Genomic DNA, 18,789 nt, shown 5'->3' with positions numbered 1-18,789 from the left:
AAATCTAGCGGCGGAGATCGGGAGGGGACGCGGTGGAGAGGCCCGCCGACCGGTTGCGCTTGCGGGCGGCCAGGGCCGCCGCCGCCTCGGGCTCGCGTCGCGCGAAGCCGATGACCAGGCCCAGCGCGACCAGCGACGGCACCAGGGCCGAACCGCCGTAGGACACGATGGGCAGCGGGATGCCGATGACGGGCAGGACGGCGAGCACCATGCCGACGTTGATCATCATCTGGCCGAGCAGCCACACCACGATGCCGAAGGTGGCGTAGCGGACGAAGGGGTCCTCGGTGTTGAGCGCGACCCGGATCGCGGCGTAGGCGATGGTGAAGAACAGCAGCACGACGAGCATCGTGCCGACCAGGCCGAGCTCCTCCCCCAGCACCGCGAAGATGAAGTCGGTGTGCGCCTCAGGCAGGTCGCCCCACTTCTGGGTCGACGCACTGATGCCCTGGCCGAACCAGCCTCCGCTGGAGAGGGCGTAGAGGCCGTGGGCGGGCTGCCAGCCGGCGTTGGTGTAGTCCTTGAAGGGGTCGGTGAAGTGCGTGATGCGCTCGAGGCGTTCGGGGTCCATCGCGGCCAGCGCGACGGCAGCCGCACCCAGGATGGAGATGCTGAGGACGAAGAGCCGCATCGGGGCGCCGACGACCCACAGCATCCCGAGCATGATGATGCCGAGCACCATCGCGGTGCCGAGGTCGCGGCCGACGAGGACCAGGCCGATCACCGCGAGCAGGCCCGGCACCACGGGCACCAGCAGGTGGTGCAGCTCGCGCAGGCGGCGCTCCTTGTGGGCGTAGATGTTGGCCGCCCACAGCACGATCGCGAGCTTGGCGATCTCGGCCGGCTGGATGGTGACCGGTCCGATGGCCAGCCAGTTCTTGTTGCCGTTGATCAGCACGCCGAAGCGCGCCACCAGGCCGAGCAGGACGAGGGCCACGAGGAAGCCGGGGTAGGCCAGCCGCCGGATGTGCTTGATCGGCATCCGCGAGGCGATCCACGCCGCGGGGAGGCCGAGGGCCACCCACATCAGCTGCCGCTTCACCACGGCGTACGAGTCGTCGTAGGTGAGGTACGACCGGACGCTGGACGCGCTAAGCACCATGATCACGCCGATGGTGAGCAGCAGCGCCGAGGAGCCGAGCAGCAGGTAGTAGGAGGCGAGCGGCTTGTCGAGCGCCTCGCGCACCGAGCGCCAGCCGGCGACCACGCCCGACCCGAGCGGCGCGCGCGTGCGGGCCGGCGCGGTGGCGACGTCCTCGGGGTTCGCGGTCGTCATCGCTCGCGCTCCCCTCATGTGTCGGTCAGTCGGTGCGGTCCAGGTGGGCGTGCACGGCGGCCGCGAACGCGTCGCCGCGGGCGCCGTAGTTGGTGAACATGTCCATGGACGCGCACCCCGGCGCCAGCAGCACGGTGTCGCCACTCCTGGCGAGCCGGACGGCCGCGTCGACCACGCGCTCCATCGGGGCACCAGTCTCGTCGGCGCCCACATCGATGACCGGCACATCGGGCGCGTGTCGCGAAAGAGCGTCGGCGATGACCTGGCGGTCCTTGCCGAGGAGCACGACACCCCGCAGTCGCTCGCGCACCGCGACCACCAGGTCGTCGAAGCGGGCTCCCTTGGCCAGTCCCCCGGCGACCCACACGACGGGGTCGTACGCCGCCAGCGAGGACTGCGCGGCGTGCGGGTTGGTCGCCTTGGAGTCGTCGACCCAGGTGATCCCGTCGGCCTCGGCGACGCGGGCGATGCGGTGCCCGTCGGGGACGAAGGCGCGCAGCCCGTCGCGCACCGCCTGCTGGCTGACGCCGTGGGCGCGGGCCAGTGCCGCAGCGGCCAGGGCGTTGGCGACGAAGTGAGGGGCGGGCGAGGCCAGGTCGCCGAGGGTGCAGAGCTCGGCGGCACTGGTGGCCCGCTCCTCGATGAAGGCCCGGTCGACGAGGAGGTCCTCGACGACCCCGAGGTTGCCCGGCGCGGGCGTGCCGAGGGTGAAGCCGACCGCGCGGGCGCCCTCGACCACCTCGGCGTCGCGCACCATCTCCTCGGTCGCCGCGTCGGCCAGGTTGTAGACGCAGGCGCGCTGGACGCGCTCGAAGATGCGGGCCTTGTCGGCGGCGTAGTCGCGCATGCCCTCGGCGCCGTCGTACCAGTCGAGGTGGTCCTCGGCGATGTTGAGGACCGCGGCCGACTCGGCCGACATCGAGTGGGTGTAGTGGAGCTGGAAGCTGGAGAGCTCGACGGCGAGCACGTCGTAGGGCTCGGGGTCCATCACCGCCTCGACGATCGGCAGGCCGACGTTGCCGACGGCGACCGCGCGCAGGCCGGCAGCGAGGAGGATCGACTGCAGCATCTGGACGGTCGTGGTCTTGCCGTTGGTGCCGGTCACCGCCAGCCACGGGGCGGGGTGCTCGGGGTCGCGCAGCCGCCAGGCGAGCTCGACCTCCCCCCACACGGGGATGCCGCGCGCAGTGGCCTGGGCGAGCAAGGGCGCATCGGGCCGCCAGCCCGGAGAGGTGATGACCAGGTCGGTCCCGTCGGGGAGGACTGACGTAGCGCCGGGCTCGAGGCGCACGGTCGCGCCGAGGGTCTCCAGCAGCTGCGCCTTCTCGGCCTTCTCCGTGCTGGTGGCCTCGTCGAGCGCGGTGACCTGCGCGCCGAGGAAGAGCAGGTTGTCGGCGGCCGCGAAGCCGGACACGCCGAACCCGGCGACCACCACGCGGACGCCGGACCAGTCGCTGGTGCGACCGAGGGAGTCGATGTCGGTGCTCATCGTGGGGTGCTCATCCGATGCCGGCGACCCACTCGGCGTAGAAGATGCCGAGGCCGGTGGCGACGGCGAGCCCGGTGATGATCCAGAAGCGGATCACGATGGTGACCTGCTCCCAGCCGAGCATCTCGAAGTGGTGGTGCAGCGGCGTCATGCGGAACACCCGGTGGCCGGGCTGGACCCGGAAGATGCTCCGGAACAACCCGCTGGCGCGGCTCGCCTTGAACACCGAGACCTGGATCATCACCGACACGGTGACGGCGACGAAGAGGCCGCCGATGATCACCAGCAGCAGCTCGGTGCGGGTCATGATCGCGAAGCCGGCCATCGCGCCGCCGAGGGCCAGGGAGCCGGTGTCGCCCATGATGATCTGCGCCGGCGAGGCGTTCCACCAGAGGAAGCCGAAGCAGGCGCCGGTGATGGCCGCGGCGACCACGGCGAGGTCGAGCGGGTCGCGCACCTCGTAGCACTTGGGGCCGGCCTCGAGGGCGCACGACTGGCTGTTCTGCCAGATGTTGACCAGCGTGTAGGCGGCGAAGACGAGGATCGAGGACCCGGCGGCGAGGCCGTCGAGGCCGTCGGTGAGGTTGACCGCGTTGCTGAAGCCGGTCACGAAGAACCAGACGAGGAGCATCGCGAGGACGATCGGCAGGGCGAAGCCCTCGTAGTCGCGGATGAAGGAGATGTGGTCGGACGCCGGGCGCCAGCCGCGCTCGTCCTCGAGCGCCGGCGACAGGGCGAGGAAGCCGAAGACCACCGCGACGACCGTCTGGCCGATCATCTTGGCGCGGCTGCGGAGGCCGAGGTTGTGCTGGCGGCTGACCTTGAGGAAGTCGTCGAGGAAGCCGACGGTGCCCAGACCCACGAAGAGGAACAGCAGCAGCAGCGCCGAGGCGGTCGGCGCGGACTGCGTGATCACCTTCGCGGCGAAGTAGCCCACGACGGTGGCCAGCACGATCACCGCACCGCCCATGGTGGGCGTGCCGCGCTTGGTGTGGTGGGTCGTCGGCCCGTCGTCGCGGATCGGCTGGCCGAATCCCTGCCGCGTGAAGAACCGGATCGCGTAGCGCGTGCCGAGGAGCGAGATCAGCAGGGAGAGTCCTCCTCCGAACAGGATGGCTCTCATCTCGTGCTTCTCCCTTCCTCCACAACGAGGAGCTCGTCGGCGATCACTTCCAGCGCAGCCCCCCGTGATGCCTTCACCAGGACGACATCAGCAGCCGAGACATTGTGCCGCAGCCACTCCGAGGCCGCGTCACGCCCCGCCGTGGTGATCGCCACACCGGCCGATCCGGCCGCGTCGAAACCGGCCGCGATGTCGCCCGCAGCGGGTCCGACGGTGACGAGCACGTCGACCCCGGCCGCGGCGGCGTACGCGCCGACGCCGGTGTGGGCCTCCGCGGCCCCGGCGCCGAGCTCGAGCATCTCCCCCAGCACCGCGACCGTACGCCGCCCGCTGCGCGCGCCGATGCCGGCGAGCGTCTCGAGCGCGGCCCTCATCGACTCGGGGTTGGCGTTGTAGGCGTCGTTGACGACGACGAGACCGTCCGCGCGCTCGTGCAGCTCCATCCGCCAGCGGCTCGCGGGCACGGCGTCGCCGAGCGCGTCCGCGACCGTGTCGAGGTCGACACCCGCGGCGAGGGCCATCGCGGCCGCGGCGGCCGCGTTGCGCCACTGGTAGGCGCCGACCTGCGCGAGGTGGACGGTCGCGCCGGAGCCGCGGTGGCGCAGCTCGAACGACAGCCGGCCGAGGTCGTCGCTGGTGATCTCGCCGACCGCGACGTCAGCGCCCGCGCCGCCGAAGGTCACCACCTGCGCGTCGGTGCGCGACGCCATCGCCGCGACGAGGTCGTCGTCGGCGTTGAGCACGGCCGCGCCGCCAGCGCCGAGCGCCTCGACGATCTCGCCCTTGGCCTGCGCGATGGCCTCGCGGCTGCCGAACTCGCCGATGTGGGCGGTGCCGACGTTGAGGACCGCTGCCACGTGCGGCGGCGCGATGGCGCAGAGCTCGGCGACGTGGCCGACGCCGCGCGCGCCCATCTCGACGACGAGGTACTTCGTCTCCTCGGTGGCCCGCAGGACCGTCAGCGGCACGCCGAGCTCGTTGTTGAAGTTGCCGCGGGTCGCCACCGTGGGACCGGACTCGGCCAGCACGTGGGCGAGGAAGTCCTTGGTGCCGGTCTTGCCCTGCGAGCCGGTCATCGCCAGCACGACCACGTCGGGCAGCCGGTCGACGACGTGGCGGGCCAGCCGCCCGAGCGCGGCGGTGACGTCGTCCACCACCACCGTGGGCAGGTCGGTCGGACGGCTGCCGAGCACGGCGGCCGCACCGGCCTCGCCCGCGGCGGACGCGAAGTCGTGTCCGTCGACCCGCTCACCGGCGATCGCGACGAACAGGCCGCCGGGCTCGGGCGTGCGGGTGTCCAGGAAGGCGCCGCCGGTGACGGTCGCCTCCCCGTGGGCCACTCCCCCGACCACGTCGGCGACCTCCGCGAGCGTCATCTCGATCATCCGCCCACGTCCCCACGGCCCCGGATCTCCTCGGCGGCGACGACGCGGTCGTCGAACGGGTGCACCTCGCCGTGGACCTCCTGCCCGGTCTCGTGGCCCTTGCCCGCCACGAGGACGACGTCACCGGGCTCGGCGCGCAGCACCGCCTCGCGGATCGCGAGCCGGCGGTCGCCGATCTCCAGCACCTCCGCCCGCCCCCCGCGCGCACCCTCCAGCACCGCCGCGCGGATGGCGGCCGGGTCCTCGGTGCGCGGGTTGTCGTCCGTCACGACGACCAGGTCGGCGAGCCGGGCGGCGATCTCGCCCATCACCGGCCGCTTGAGGGTGTCGCGGTCGCCGCCGGCGCCGATCACCACGACGACCTTCCCCTCGGTGAGCGGGCGCAGCGTGGCGAGCACCGCCTCGAGGGCGTCGGGCTTGTGGGCGTAGTCGACGACGACGGAGTAGTCCTGGCCCTCCGAGACCTGCTCGAGGCGGCCGGGCACACCACCGACGCGGGCGATGCCGTCGGCGACCTGTGCGGGGTCGAGCCCCGCCAGCGCGGCGGACGCGATCGCGGCCAGCGCGTTGGACACGTTGAACTCGCCGGGGATGTTGACCGCCGCCGGCACCTCGACGCCGGGGCCGAGGACGGTGAACGTCGCGCCCGTGGGCGACAGGACGACGTCCACTGCGCGCCAGTCGGCGTCCTGCCCGCGGGAGGAGTACGTCGACATCGGGACGGTCGCCACGTCGAGCAGCCGACGACCGAACGCGTCGTCGACGTTGGTCAGGCCGCGCACGGCGCGCTCGGGCGTGAACAGGCTCGCCTTGGCGGCGAAGTAGTCGTCGACGGTGGGGTGGAAGTCGAGGTGGTCGCGGCCGAGGTTGAGGAAGACCGCGACGTCGAAGACGACGCCGTCGACGCGGCCCATCACCAGCGCGTGGCTGGAGACCTCCATCGCGCAGGTGTCGACGCCACGCTCGCGCATCAGGGCGAAGAGGCCGTGCAGGTCGGGCGCCTCGGGGGTGGTGAGCTGCGTCTTGACCGCCTCCCCGGCGATCCGGGTGCCGACGGTGCCGATCACCGCGGACGAGACACCGGAGGCCGTCAGACCCTGCTCCAGGACACGCGTGGTGGTGGTCTTGCCCTGGGTGCCGGTGACACCGATGACGCGCAGGCCGGCGGCCGGGTCGCCGTAGAGGTGGGCGGCGAGGACGCCGAGGACCCGGCGCGGCTCGGGCACGACGATCGCCGCCGTGCCGGCGGGCAGCCGCTCGAGCCCGGCCGGGTCGGTGAGCACGACCGCGGCGCCGGCGGCGAGGGCCTGCCCCGCGAAGTCGGCGCCGTGGGCCCGCGCGCCCGGGAGGGCGGCGTACAGGTCACCGGGCTGGATGCGTGCGGTGCTCAGCGAGATGCCGGACACGGCGACGTCGAGGTCACCGTGGATGCCGACGTCGGTGGTGCGGCCGAGCCACTCGGCGAGCTCCCGTGCGGGCGTCGAGGGCGCGGACCGGGGCCGGGTCGGGCTCGCTGACGCATCCACCGACCGAGCGTATCGACTCACCACTCGACGGGGAGACGCGACGGCTTGCCGTTGGTCGGCTCGACGCCGTAGCGCCCGAGGACGTAGCCCATGATCCGCGAGAACACCGGGCCCGCCACCGAGCCACCGCCACCGTCGACCTTCGGGGCGTGGATCACGACGTAGACGGTGAAGCGGGCGTCGTCGGCCGGCGCGAAGCCGCCGAACGACAGCGACGTGCTGCCGTCGTAGAGACCGGTGACGGGGTTGACGCGCTGGGCCGTGCCGGTCTTGCCGGCCACGAGGTAGCCGGGGACCTGCGCCCGAGGGGCCACGCCGTCCTCCGGGTCGACGACCTTCTCCATCATCTTCGCGGTCGCGCGGGCGGCCTCCTTGCTGACCACGCGGGTGCGCGTCGCCACGTCCGTGCCGACGGTGAGGCCGTCGTCGGTGGTGGCCCTCCCGGAGATCAGGCTCGGCGAGACCCGCACGCCGCCGTTGGCGATCGTGTTGACCGCCGCCGCCATCTGCAGCACGTTGACCGAGAGCGACTGGCCGAAGGCGACACGGTCCTTGGTCTGCGAGGTCATCACCTCGCCGGGCGTGAGGATGCCGGGGGTCTCGCCGCGCACGCCGACATCGGTCTTCTGGCCGAGGCCGAAGCGCTCGAGGTACGCCACCAGCTCCGCGGGCGTGAACGCGTCGGCGGCCAGCACCGTGCCGATGTTGGACGACTTCGCGATGATGCCCGCCAGGGTCAGCCGGATCATGCCGTGGTCGAACCAGTCACCGATCACGCGGTCCTGGCGGGGCAGGCTGCCGGGCACCTTGAACTTCTGCCGCGGGAACGCCTTGCCGGCGTCGATGAGCGAGGCGGCCGTGAGCACCTTCTCGACGGAGCCCGGCTCGTAGGTGTCGTTCATGGCGCGGGAGCCGAGGTCCTCCTTCTCGGCCTCGTTGGGCGTGTTGGCGTCGAAGGTCGGCACGTCGGCCAGCGCCAGGGTCTCCCCCGTGCGGGTGTCGAGCACCACCGCCGACCCGCTCGCAGCCTTGTACTGCTGGACCGTCTGGGCCAGCACCTTCTGGGTGAACCACTGGAGGTCGCGGTCGATGGTGGTGCGCAGCGGCGTGCCGTCCTGCGGCTCCTTCACCGTGCTCTCCCGCAGCGGGATGCGCACGCTCTTGCTGGAGGACGACTGCCAGGTGGCCTCGCCGTCGATGCCGGCGAGCTGCTTGTCGAAGGTCCGCTCGAAGCCGCCGAGCGGCTCGTCGGTGCCCATGTAGCCGACCAGGTTGGACGCGACGTCGCCCGCGGGGTAGTCGCGGATCGGGTCGTCGTCGGTGCCGATGCCGGTGTAGCCGAGCTCCTCGAGCTCGGCGACGGTGTCGGTCGCCAGCGTGCTCGGCACGCGACGAGCGATGTACTCGTAGCGGCTGCCCTCGCGCCGGCCGCGCAGCGCGGTGAGCGTCTTGAAGTAGTCGACCGCGAGCCGGTCGGAGAGCAGCCGCGCGATCTCGGGCGCCTTGTCGGCGGTCAGCGAGGGGTCGGCGAAGACGACCTTGCCGTTGATGGAGTCGGCCAGCGGGATGCCGTTGCGGTCGAGGATGTCGCCGCGCTCGGCCAGCAGCGGCACCTTCACCGCGCCCTCGGACGCGGCCATGGCGGCGTACGAGCGCGGGTCGACGCCCTGCAGCTGGACCAGCCGGGCGCCGAAGAAGGACAGCACCATCGCGATCAGCACGAACCCGATGCGCAGTCGCAGCATGGGCGCGCCTCGCGAGGCGCCACGCCTGGTGCGGGTGCTGGGCACTGCTCTCCCTCTTTCCCGGCCCCACCGATCAGTGGTGCCCTGACGACATTTCTACAGGCGGAGCGAGGCGGATCAGCGCCTCCGCGCCGTCACCGGTCCCGGTTCTTCCTCTGCTTGCCCTGACGGGTGTCCTGCTTGGCGTCCGTCGTCGTGGGCGGGACCTCGGTCGTCGTGGTGGCCGGCACCTCGACGACCGTCGGGTCCGGTGCCAGGACCTTGGGCTTGATGGGGGCCGGCGGCAGCAGCTGGATGGCGTTCTCGCGGGTCGCCGGGGTCCGCACGCCGCTGGTCCTGCCGGTCTCGAGGTCGAGGAAGACCGGGGCGCTCGGGATGACCATGCCCATCTGCTGCGCCTCGAGCGCCACCCGCTGGGGGTTGCGGAGCTCGTCGAGCTCCATGCGCAGCGTCTGCTCGCGCGCCGCGAGGGTGTCGGCCTGGTCTTCGAGGCTGGACGCCGCGAACGACGCCTGCTGCATCGACGTGTTGAAGAGCAGCAGCCCGACGATGCCACCGACCAGCACCAGGCTGACCAGCGTCACGAACGGCACCCGCGGTGCCCGGGTGCGCACCCGGGGCACGACGGTGAGCCGCGCCTTGTCGACCGCCTCCTGGGCGATCCGGGTGACGCGGGTGCGGGCCTGCAGGGCGGGACTGCTCATCTGACGACTCCCTGGGGAAGGTGGGAAGCGGACGGTGCGGAAGGTCGGACGCGCTCGACGGCACGGAGGCGGACGGAGGCGGCGCGGGGGTTCTCGGCGATCTCGTGCTCGTCGGCCTGCTCGGCGCCGCGGGTGACCAGGCGGAGCGCGGGCTCGGCGCCCTCGGGCACGAACGGCAGGTCCGGCGGCACGTCGAGGCGGGTCGCGTCGGCGAAGGCCCGCTTGACGAGGCGGTCCTCCAGCGAGTGGTAGGACTCCACGACGACCCTGCCCCCGACGCCGATGACCGCGATGGACTCCGGGATCGCGCGGCGCAGGACGGCCAGCTCGTCGTTGACCGCCATCCGCAGCGCCTGGAAGGTGCGCTTGGCCGGGTGCCCGCCCGTACGTCGTGCCGGGGCGGGGATCGTCGCGTAGAGGAGCTCGACCAGCTCGGCGCTCGTCGTGAACGGACGGGAGTCACGGCGGCGGACGACCTCGCGGGCGATCTTGCTGGCGAACTTCTCCTCGCCGTACTCCCGGAGGATCCGGGTGAGCTCCTGGGCCGAGGCGGTGTTGAGCAGCTCGGCCGCGGTGTGCCCCGTGGTCGGGTCCATCCGCATGTCGAGCGGCGCGTCCTCCGCGTAGGCGAAGCCGCGGTCGCGGACGTCGAGCTGCATCGAGGAGACGCCGAGGTCGAAGAAGACGGCGTCGACGTGGGCGAGGCCGAGGCTGCCGACGACCTCGGGCAGCTCGTCGTACACCGCGTGCACGGCGGTGAAGCGATCGCCGTACGGCGCGAGGCGCTCGGTCGACATCTCCAGAGCGGTCGGGTCGCGGTCGATGCCGATCACCCGTGCCTGAGGCAGCCGCTCCAGGACGGCCTCGCTGTGCCCGCCGAGGCCGAGCGTGCAGTCGACGTAGACGGAGCCCTCCGCCTCGAGTGCAGGCGCCAGCAGGGCGACGACCCGGTCGAGGAGCACCGGGGCGTGGCTGGGAGTCGTCATGCTCAGCCCTGGCGTCCCAGGTGGGTCAGCAGGAGCAGCGCGAAGGCCAGGCAGGAGGCCGTGGCGGCGGAGAACGCGATCAGGGCGGCCGCCGCGCGCGCCTGGTCGCGCACCCGCAGCGGCGGTGCCGCCGTGGTGCGTGCCCAGGGCTGGGTGGTGCTCATCTCTCGACCCCACTGACTGCTGTGTGCTGCTGGCTGGTGCTGGCTGGTGCTGGGCTGGTGCTGGCGGTGCGGCTGACACGCCCCGCCTGAGTGGCACGGGGTGAGCCGCCGCACCAGGTCCCTGCCCGCTCCCTTGGCGATGGGATGCCCTCTGGTGCCGGGGAAGTGCCCCAGATGGCACGCGAGGGAGCGGGCTCGAGACCTGGTGATGCGGGTCCGGGTGTCAGCTGTGGTGTTGTCAGGTGGTTCAGGTGGCTCAGATGCCCGGGAAGACCTCGTCGCTGAGCTCGGAGAACTTCTGCTCCTGCTCCTCGGAGTAGGTCGCCCAGGCCGTCGGGTCCCAGATCTCGATCCGGTTCATCGACCCGATGACCACGCACTCCTTGCGGAGTGACGCGTACTCCCGCAGGGGTCCGGGGATGTTGATCCGGCCCTGCTTGTCCGGCACCTCCTGGCTGGCGGCCGCGAACAGCATGCGGACGTAGTCACGGGTGCTCTTCTGCGTGACCGGCGCCTCGCGGAGCCGGTCGGTGAGCCGACCGAAGTCCTCCAGCGACCAGACAGTGAGGCAGCGCTCCTGTCCTCTGGTCACCACGAGTCCCTCCGTCAGCTCGTCCCTGAACTTCGCCGGGAGGAAGAGGCGGCCCTTCTCGTCGAGCTTGGGCGTGTAGGTGCCGAAGAACATCCGGCACCTCCCCTGGCTCGGCGGGTAGATCGACCCTGCCCCCCACTTCGCCCCACATTACCCCACTTCCCTCCACCGTCAACCAGATCGAGCGTGTTGCGAGCGCGAATTTCGGCGATTTCCGGGCGTGGCCGACCGGGCCGCTCCCCCGCTGCGGAAGGCTCGCCTGAGCGTGAGATCGGCCCCGTCCACGCTCAACGGGGTCCGGGTGGAGCGCCGGTGGGGGACGAGAGGCGCGAGTGGTGGAGCGAAGTGGAGGACTCCGGGGAGGTACGGGGAGCACGGTGGGGGGAGCGGCGCCGACGCACGAGGGCCGCAGTCCGGCAACGATCGGTGTCGCGGTGCCCGTCCGGATGCTGTGGACAGGTATGTTGCGCGCACCACATACCGTGGGGGGAGCACGAACGAGGGGATGGGCGAGACGTGACCACTGGGGCATCGGGGCAGGCACCTGACCTGGACACCGTGAGGCGGGTGACCGGTGCGGTCCGCCAGAACATCGAGCGCGTGATCGCCGGCAAGCCCGACGTCGTCAATGCCGCGCTGGTGGTCCTGCTCGCCGAGGGGCACCTGCTCATCGAGGACGTCCCGGGCGTCGGCAAGACACAGCTCAGCAAGGCGCTCGCGCGCAGCATCGACTCCTCGGTGCGGCGCATCCAGTTCACCCCGGACCTGCTGCCCTCGGACGTCACCGGTGTGTCGGTCTTCAACCAGGACACCCGTCAGTTCGAGTTCCGGCCCGGCGGCATCTTCGCCAACATCGTCGTCGGCGACGAGATCAACCGCGCCTCCCCCAAGACGCAGTCCGCGCTCCTGGAGTGCATGGAGGAGCGCCAGGTCACCGTCGACAACTCGACCTACCAGCTCGAGAAGCCGTTCATGGTGATCGCCACCCAGAACCCGATCGAGATGGAGGGCACGTACGCCCTCCCCGAGGCCCAGCGCGACCGCTTCATGGCGCGGGTGTCGGTGGGCTACCCCGTCGAGTCCGCGGAGATCGCCATGCTCGAGGGCCACACGGCCCACAACCCGCTCGACGACCTCGAGCCGGTCACCGACGCCGGCGAGATCCGCAAGGTGATCGAGATCGTCGGCCGCGTGCACGTGTCCTCCGCCGTCCACCGCTACGCCGTCGCCCTCACCACCGCGACCCGCACGAGCAACGACCTGCACCTCGGCGCCTCGCCTCGCGCGACGCTCCACCTGGTGCGGGCCGCCAAGGCCGTCGCCGCGACCCAGGGTCGCGACTACGTCCTCCCCGACGACATCCACGGCATCACCTCGCCGGTGCTCGCGCACCGGCTGCTGCCGAATGTCGAGGCGACCATGAGCGGGCGCACCACCTCGGCGATCCTCAACGGGATCGTGGAGTCGGTGCCGGTCCCCGACGCCGGCCGTGCGTGAGGCACTCGCTGCGCTGACCGTCCGCGGACGGGCGTTCCTCGCCGCCGGCATCACGACCGTCGTCGCGGCGATCGTGGTCGGCCACTCCTCGGTCGTGCGCATCGGGGTGCTCGTCGCCGCCCTCCCCCTGCTCACCGCGTGGTGGGTCGGCCGCTCGCGCTACCGCCTCGCGCTGGTCCGCACGCTGTCACCGCAGCTCGTCGTCGCGGGGCAGCCCGCCACGGTCGAGCTCACCGTCTCCAACGAGTCGCGCACACCCACCGGCGTGCTGCTCCTCGAGGAGCGGCTCCCCTACGTCCTGGGCACCCGACCCCGCTTCGTGCTCGAGGGCCTCGGGCACGGCTGGCGCCGGCACGCCACCTACCAGGTGCGCTCGGAGCTGCGGGGCCAGTTCGAGATCGGCCCCATGTCCGTGCGGGTGACCGACCCGTTCGGCCTCGTCGAGCTGGGCCGGACCTTCCACGCCACCACGCGGCTCACCGTCACCCCGCGCACCACCGTCCTCCCGAGCATCCCGCTCGGTGGCGCGTGGACCGGGTCGGGCGACAACCGGCCGCGGGCGTTCGCCACCGGCAGCGCGGAGGACGTGACCGTCCGCGAGTACCGCCGCGGTGACGACCTGCGTCGGGTGCACTGGCGCAGCTCGGCCCGCGTCGGCGAGCTCATGGTGCGGCGCGAGGAGCAGCCCTGGCAGTCGCGCGCGACGGTCTTCCTCGACAACCGCGGCACCTCCCACCGGGGCCAGGGTGCGGCCAGCTCGCTGGAGGGCGCCGTGTCCGCGGCGGCGTCGATCGCGGTGCACCTGACCCACCACGGCTACACCGTCCGCCTGGTCACCGCCTCGGGAGACAGCCGCGAGACGACGTGGCACTCCCAGACCGCGGAGGCCAGCACGGTCCCGCTGCTGGAGGCGCTCGCGGTGGTGCAGCTGGACCACTCCCCCACGCCGGACACCCAGTGGCTGGCCGAGCCCGGCCACGGCGGGCTGATCGTCGGGGTGTTCGGCGGCCTCGGGGAGCCGGACCTGCCCTTCCTGCGACGCCTCCAGCACCACGCGTCCTCGAGCCTGGCGATCGCCCTCGACGTCGACGCGTGGGCGCCGCACCTCCCCGTCCAGCCCGGCCCCGGCTCGGCGGCCCACCTGACCTCGACCGGGTGGCGCTCGATCACCCTCGGCCCCCGCGACCGGCTCGACACCGCGTGGCAGGAGCTCGGCCTGATGCAGAGCCGGGCCACCGCATCGGCAGGAGCGGCGCGATGAGGGCCGGCTGGAGCAGCCTCCCCCACCAGCTCAGGGTGGCCGGCCTCGCGATGCTCGCGGCGTGGACGACGGTCCTGTCGTGGCGGGTGCTGACCGAGGGCTTCGCCGAGGTCGGCTTCCCGCTCCTCTTCATCGGCGTGGTGGTCGCCGGGGGCGGTGCGCTGGCCCGGTGGACCCGTCTGCCCGCCCTGGTGATCCTCGCCGGCCAGCTCGTGCTCGGTGCGCTGCTCGTGCTCGGCACGACGACCGGCTCCCCCGTCCCGACGCCCGACAACGTCGATGAGCTCCTCGCCGCGCTCCGCGACGCGTTGCACACCTCGCGCCACTACGCCGCTCCCGTGCAGGCCGGCGTGCCTCCGGTCCACCCGCTGCTGCTCATCGGCGGCACCCTCGTGGTCGTGCTGGTCGACTTCGTCGCCTGCACCCTGCGCCGCGCACCCGTGGCCGGGCTCCTGCTGCTGGCGGCGTACACCCTGCCCGTCGCGGTCACCGGCGACGCCGTGTCGTGGTGGCTCTTCGTGGTCATCGCCGGCCTCTTCCTCACCCTGGTCTTCATCCAGCACAGCGACCACGTCACCAGCTGGGGCCGCGCGCCCGACGGCGAGAAGGGTTCGTTCTCGGTCCGCACCGGCGCGATCGGCAACACCGCCCTCGCACTCGGCGCGGCGTCGATCGCCCTCGCGGTCGTCGTCCCGGCGGCCGTCCCGACCATGCGCATGACGGTCTTCGACGGCAACGGCCCGGGCACCCGCGAGGTGGAGGTCAAGGACCCGATGGTCGACCTGCGCCGCGACCTGCGCCGCGGCGAGGACATCCCGCTGCTCTGGGTGACCACGTCCGGCCCGAGGCCCAGCTACCTCCGGTACTCGGTGCTCGCGAACTTCAACGGCTCGCAGTGGACGCCCGGCGACCGCGAGATCCCCGACACCCAGACCGCCACCGGCGCCCTGCCGCCGCTCGACGGCGTGAGCTCGGCGGTGACCCGCAAGGAGTTCAAGTACGACGTCCGCATCGGGCCCGACTTCGCCTCCACGTGGCTCCCGACCACCGCGCAGGTCACCCGGATCGCGGCCGGCACCGACTGGCGCTACGACACCAACACGCGCGACTTCATCGCCGCGCGCGACGACGTCACCGCGGCCGACCGCAGCTACGACTTCACTGGCGCCCAGCTGACCTACGACGCCGACTCGATGAACAGCGCCGTGTCCGGCGCGGGCACCGTGGCGGGCATCTTCACCGATGTGCCCAGCTCGCTGAACAACGAGATCCGCCGACTGGCGAACAGCGTGACGGCCGAGGCACCGACGCGCTTCCAGAAGGCCCAGGCCCTCCAGCAGTGGTTCCGCGAGGACGGGGGGTTCCGCTACGACCGGGCCCAGGTCGAGTCGGCCGGCAACGGCGGGGCCGACCTGATGGCGTTCCTGGACGACCGCGTCGGCTACTGCGAGCAGTTCGCCGCGTCGATGGCGATCATGGCGCGCGTGCTCGGCATCCCCAGCCGGGTGGCGGTCGGCTTCCTGGAGCCGGAGAGGGCCACCAACGGCGCGTGGGAGTTCTCCGCGCACGACATGCACGCCTGGCCCGAGCTCTACTTCCCCGGCTCCGGCTGGGTGCGCTTCGAGCCGACGCCGTCGGACCGTGCGGGCGACGTGCCCGGCTACACCACCACCGAGTTCGCGCCGGTCCCCGAGACCGCGACCACGGCGCCGACCAACCAGCCGAGCGACGAGCTGCCCGAGCGCGGGGAGACTGCCAGCGCCGACTCCGGCTCGGCCGACGACGATGCGTCCTCGATCCCGTGGTTCCCGATCCTCTCCGGCCTCGCCGGACTGGCGCTGGTGGCGCTGCTCCTGGTCACGCCGCGCCTGGTGCGCGGCGCGCGCCGTCGCCGTCGCCTCGCCGGCGACATCGAGGATCTCTGGGTCGAGCTGCGCGACGTCGCGCAGGACCTCGGTCACGCCTGGCCCGTGGGCCGCTCGCCCCGGCGGTCCGCGGAGTGGCTCGGGCAACTGCTCGCCAAGCCCGTCGACAAGCGCGCCCGCCCCGACCGCCCGCGGCGTGGTCGCGACCAGGCGCCCGAGGCGGCCGAGGCGCTCGACCGCCTGGTGATCGCGCTCGAGCGCAGCCGCTACGCCCGCGATCCCGAGACGTTCACCGCCGACCGCTTCCACGCCGATGCGGCCGTGGTCGAGGAGTCACTGGCTGCCGGCGTCACGCCCCGCGACGTACGCCGGGCCGCCTGGTGGCCGGCCTCGGTCGTGGGACGGCGTACGTCCTGGCGCCCGACGTGGTCCAGCGGCTCCCGCACCACCGAGACCCCGGTCGACCACGAGACCAGCCGGACGCTCGACGAGCTCGTCGGCTGACCGGGCACTTCCTCCCCGTCCGGGACTCCGACCGGGCACTTCCTCCCCGTCAGGGTCACCGACCTCCCCCCTTCATCCGAGTGCGTCAACGCAGGACGGGGACGAACCGCCCGCTCACCACGCAGGACGGGGACGAATCGCCCGGTCACCACGCAGGGGTTGGATCAGAAGCCGCGCTCGCGGCGGCGGCGCCACCGCTCTTCCATGCGCTCCATGAAGGGGCTGCCGTTGCGCTGGCGGGAGGGGCGGTGCGCCCGGCCTCCGTCGATGACGCTGAAGCCGGGACGGCTGTGCGGGCGGCCCTTGGCGACCGGCGCGGCGCCGGGCGAGCGGGCGGAGGTGAGGGCGAGGATCGCGCCCCCGAGCATGACCACGAAGCCGAGCACGCCGACGATCGTCTGGACGACGACGCCCTGGTCGAGGAGCACCGCGAGGATCAGCAGGCCGACGCCGGCGGCGAGGATGACGCCACCGAGGATCATCCGGCGTCGAGCGGCGCGCTGGAACGACGTGCCGCGCAGGGTGGAGGCGAGCTTGGGATCCTCTTCGACGAGGGCGCGCTCCATCTGCTCGAGCAGTCGCAGTTCTTCCTCGGAGAGCTCCACGGTTCCTCCTACCTCTCTCGACAAGTCTAGGCACGGTGTCGCGCCTACGGTAGGCGTCCTCAGAAAATTCACCCCCGCGCGGGTGGGATCACATCGGCAGGGTCAGACCAGGCTCGCCGGACGGACCGCCGCGGACCCGAACCGACGGGTCGCCCGGTCCACCGCCCGGTCCGCCTCGGCCCACCCGTGCTCGGGCTCGCCGAGCACGAGCTGGCGGTGCACGGTGGCCCGCGGCACCAGCCCCTCGACGCGTACGCCGACCAGCCGCAGCCGCGCCCGCTGGAGTCCGAGGGCGTCGTAGAGGCGGGTCACGGCACGGTGGATCTCGACGGTGACGTCGGTCGCCTCGGACAGGGTGCGCGACCGGGTGATCGTGGTGAAGTCGGCGAACCTGACCTTGAGGGTGATCGTGCGGCCGGCCACGCCCGCCGCGCGCATCCGGCCCCCGACGCGGGCCGAGAGCCGCAGGAGCTCCCGGACGATCACCTCCCGGTCGTCGGTGTCACGACCGAAGGTCTCGTCGGCCCCTATGGAGCGCTCCGGCTCGTGGGGGCCGTCGGTCGGGGCGAGCTCGGACCGGTCGGTGCCCCACGCCAGGTCGTGCAGGTGGCGCCCGAGGTGGACGCCGACGGCGCGCTGGAGGGTGGCCACCGGGGTGTGCGCCACGTCGCCGACGGTGAGCAGGCCGAAGCGGTGGAGCAGCGACTGGGTCTTCTCGCCGACGCCGTAGAGCTCACCGACGTCGAGCGGGTGCAGGAAGGAGGTCACCCGGGAGGGCGGCACCACGACGACGCCGTCGGGCTTGGCCCGGCGACTGGCCAGCTTGGCCACCGAGACCGACCCCGCGACGCCGACCGAGCAGGTGATGCCCTGCTCGTCGTGGATCGTCGACCGCAGACGCTCGGCGATCTCGGCGGGCGGGCCGAGGCGCCGGGTGGAGCCGCGGACGTCGAGAAAGGCCTCGTCGAGGGACATCGCCTCCACCACCGGCGTGACCTCGCGGAAGGTCTCCATCACCGAGGCGGACACGCTGGTGAAGGTGTCGTAGTCGGGAGGGAGCACGGTGACGTGCGGGCACAGCCGACGGACCCGGGTCATGGGCAGCGCCGAGCGGATGCCGTAGCGCCGGGCGACGTAGTTGGCGGCGAGCACCACGCCGCGACCGCTGCCGCCCACCACGACGGGCTCGTCGACCAGGTCGGGACGCTCACGCAGCGCGACGGACGCGTAGAAGGCGTCCATGTCGACGTGCAGGATCGGGGTGTCGGTCATCACGACCCCCCGACCGGGGACCGGTCAGCGGCGGGCGAGGACGTGCAGCTGGGTCGCCAGCGGGAGGTATTCGGGGCGGGTGGCGACGGCGCGTTCCAGCTCGACGAGCGCGGCGGTGGCGCCGGGCTCGAGGTCGAGGAGGCTGCCGGGCACCAGGTCGGCGAACACCCGGACCGCCTGGACCGTGGACGGCTGCAGGCCGGCCGCGGTGAGGAGGTCGACCACCCCGTCGTGGGTGAAGCGATGACCGGCGCGCCCGGTCGCCGGGTCGCCGTCGAGCAGCTCGCGGGCCGCCTGGAAGTGGCCGGCCATGGCGCGGGCGACGACCGCCGCGTGACGCTGGGCGACGAGCAGGCTGAGGTGACCACCGGGCCGGAGCACGCCGGCGATGGCGGTGAGTGCGGCGGCGGGGTCGTCGACCATCTCCAGCACGCCGTGGCAGAGGACCAGGTCGGCCTCGTCGACCAGGCTGGGCAGGTCGGACAGGTCGCCCTGCTGGCCGGTGACCCGGTCGGCGACCCCGCGCTCGCGGGCGCGGCGGTCGAGGGCGGCGAGGGCGTCGGGGCTGGGGTCGATGACCTGGACCGTGTGGCCGAGCTCGGCCAGCGGCACCGCGAAACCGCCGGTGCCACCGCCGATGTCGACGATGCGGGCCTGTCCGGCACCCAGCTCGCCGCCCTCCAGCAGGGCGCGTACGCCGTCCCAGACCACGCCCGTGCGGACGGACTGGCGACGATCGCTCGCGGAGGGCTGGGCCATGGGGGCAACCCTAGTGCGTGACGTGCGTGGGTCCGG

Annotated in this window: 16 protein-coding genes; 3 read left to right on the top strand and 13 right to left on the bottom strand. The window is 72.6% G+C overall.

From position 1 onward, the window contains the following. Nucleotides 1-4 precede the first annotated feature (4 nt). From ftsW to mraZ, 10 genes are all read right to left on the bottom strand, one after another. Nucleotides 5-1,276: a putative lipid II flippase FtsW gene (ftsW, locus tag ACE3QY_RS14090; protein WP_374456652.1), complete on the bottom strand. Its 1,272-nt coding sequence runs from the start codon at nucleotides 1,274-1,276 to the stop codon at nucleotides 5-7. A 25-nt stretch (nucleotides 1,277-1,301) separates the two neighbouring features. Continuing rightward, a complete protein-coding gene (gene murD / locus ACE3QY_RS14085; protein ID WP_374456651.1) occupies nucleotides 1,302-2,765 on the bottom strand; it encodes a UDP-N-acetylmuramoyl-L-alanine--D-glutamate ligase in 1,464 nt (487 codons plus the stop codon). A 10-nt stretch (nucleotides 2,766-2,775) separates the two neighbouring features. Then, entirely contained in the window at nucleotides 2,776-3,888 is a 1,113-nt protein-coding gene (mraY, locus tag ACE3QY_RS14080; protein ID WP_374456650.1) for a phospho-N-acetylmuramoyl-pentapeptide-transferase, read from the bottom strand. Beyond that, on the bottom strand, nucleotides 3,885-5,273 hold the full coding sequence (gene murF, locus ACE3QY_RS14075) for a UDP-N-acetylmuramoyl-tripeptide--D-alanyl-D-alanine ligase (protein WP_374456649.1): 1,389 nt from the start codon (nucleotides 5,271-5,273) through the stop codon (nucleotides 3,885-3,887). Before murF ends, mraY begins: the two co-directional genes overlap by 4 nt. Next, nucleotides 5,270-6,799, bottom strand: a complete 1,530-nt coding sequence (locus tag ACE3QY_RS14070) for a UDP-N-acetylmuramoyl-L-alanyl-D-glutamate--2,6-diaminopimelate ligase (protein WP_374456648.1) — start codon at nucleotides 6,797-6,799, stop codon at nucleotides 5,270-5,272. The genes murF and ACE3QY_RS14070 overlap by 4 nt, the downstream gene beginning before the upstream one ends. Nucleotides 6,800-6,816: 17 nt before the next feature. Further along, a complete protein-coding gene (locus tag ACE3QY_RS14065; protein ID WP_374456647.1) occupies nucleotides 6,817-8,544 on the bottom strand; it encodes a peptidoglycan D,D-transpeptidase FtsI family protein in 1,728 nt (575 codons plus the stop codon). Nucleotides 8,545-8,678: 134 nt separating this feature from the next. Continuing rightward, nucleotides 8,679-9,248 carry a hypothetical protein gene (locus ACE3QY_RS14060; protein ID WP_374456646.1) on the bottom strand — a complete coding sequence of 190 codons (570 nt, stop codon included), beginning with the start codon at nucleotides 9,246-9,248 and terminating at the stop codon, nucleotides 8,679-8,681. Next, on the bottom strand, nucleotides 9,245-10,234 hold the full coding sequence (gene rsmH, locus ACE3QY_RS14055) for a 16S rRNA (cytosine(1402)-N(4))-methyltransferase RsmH (protein WP_374456645.1): 990 nt from the start codon (nucleotides 10,232-10,234) through the stop codon (nucleotides 9,245-9,247). Before rsmH ends, ACE3QY_RS14060 begins: the two co-directional genes overlap by 4 nt. A 2-nt stretch (nucleotides 10,235-10,236) precedes the next feature. Beyond that, nucleotides 10,237-10,398, bottom strand: a complete 162-nt coding sequence (locus ACE3QY_RS14050; RefSeq protein WP_374456644.1) for a hypothetical protein — start codon at nucleotides 10,396-10,398, stop codon at nucleotides 10,237-10,239. A 256-nt stretch (nucleotides 10,399-10,654) separates the two neighbouring features. Further along, a complete protein-coding gene (gene mraZ, locus ACE3QY_RS14045; RefSeq protein ID WP_374456643.1) occupies nucleotides 10,655-11,083 on the bottom strand; it encodes a division/cell wall cluster transcriptional repressor MraZ in 429 nt (142 codons plus the stop codon). A 474-nt stretch (nucleotides 11,084-11,557) separates the two neighbouring features. Here mraZ and ACE3QY_RS14040 point away from each other — a divergent pair, with 474 nt between their 5' ends. Genes ACE3QY_RS14040 through ACE3QY_RS14030 form a run of 3 tightly spaced genes read left to right on the top strand, consistent with a single transcriptional unit; the run spans nucleotide 11,558 to nucleotide 16,117 of the window. Continuing rightward, complete coding sequence (locus ACE3QY_RS14040; RefSeq protein ID WP_374456642.1) at nucleotides 11,558-12,487, top strand: AAA family ATPase; 930 nt, start codon at nucleotides 11,558-11,560, stop codon at nucleotides 12,485-12,487. After that, nucleotides 12,480-13,748, top strand: coding sequence for a DUF58 domain-containing protein (locus ACE3QY_RS14035; RefSeq protein WP_374456641.1), 1,269 nt, complete (start codon nucleotides 12,480-12,482; stop codon nucleotides 13,746-13,748). The genes ACE3QY_RS14040 and ACE3QY_RS14035 overlap by 8 nt, the downstream gene beginning before the upstream one ends. Beyond that, on the top strand, nucleotides 13,745-16,117 hold the full coding sequence (locus tag ACE3QY_RS14030) for a transglutaminaseTgpA domain-containing protein (protein WP_374456640.1): 2,373 nt from the start codon (nucleotides 13,745-13,747) through the stop codon (nucleotides 16,115-16,117). Before ACE3QY_RS14035 ends, ACE3QY_RS14030 begins: the two co-directional genes overlap by 4 nt. Before the next feature lie 164 nt (nucleotides 16,118-16,281). On the opposite strand, the gene ACE3QY_RS14025 is transcribed toward ACE3QY_RS14030, so the two are convergent. From ACE3QY_RS14025 to ACE3QY_RS14015, 3 genes are all read right to left on the bottom strand, one after another. Continuing rightward, a complete protein-coding gene (locus tag ACE3QY_RS14025) occupies nucleotides 16,282-16,722 on the bottom strand; it encodes a DUF3040 domain-containing protein (protein ID WP_374456639.1) in 441 nt (146 codons plus the stop codon). Between the two features lie 102 nt (nucleotides 16,723-16,824). Continuing rightward, on the bottom strand, nucleotides 16,825-17,994 hold the full coding sequence (gene dinB / locus ACE3QY_RS14020) for a DNA polymerase IV (RefSeq protein WP_374456638.1): 1,170 nt from the start codon (nucleotides 17,992-17,994) through the stop codon (nucleotides 16,825-16,827). Nucleotides 17,995-18,018: 24 nt separating this feature from the next. Continuing rightward, nucleotides 18,019-18,753, bottom strand: a complete 735-nt coding sequence (locus tag ACE3QY_RS14015; RefSeq protein ID WP_374456637.1) for a class I SAM-dependent methyltransferase — start codon at nucleotides 18,751-18,753, stop codon at nucleotides 18,019-18,021. Between the last annotated feature and the right edge of the window lie 36 nt (nucleotides 18,754-18,789).

This window comes from Nocardioides sp., assembly GCF_041913365.1.
GTDB lineage: Bacteria > Actinomycetota > Actinomycetes > Propionibacteriales > Nocardioidaceae > Nocardioides.
The sequence above is the reverse complement of the archived record's forward strand: the minus strand, read 5'-3'. Positions and strand labels throughout refer to the sequence as shown.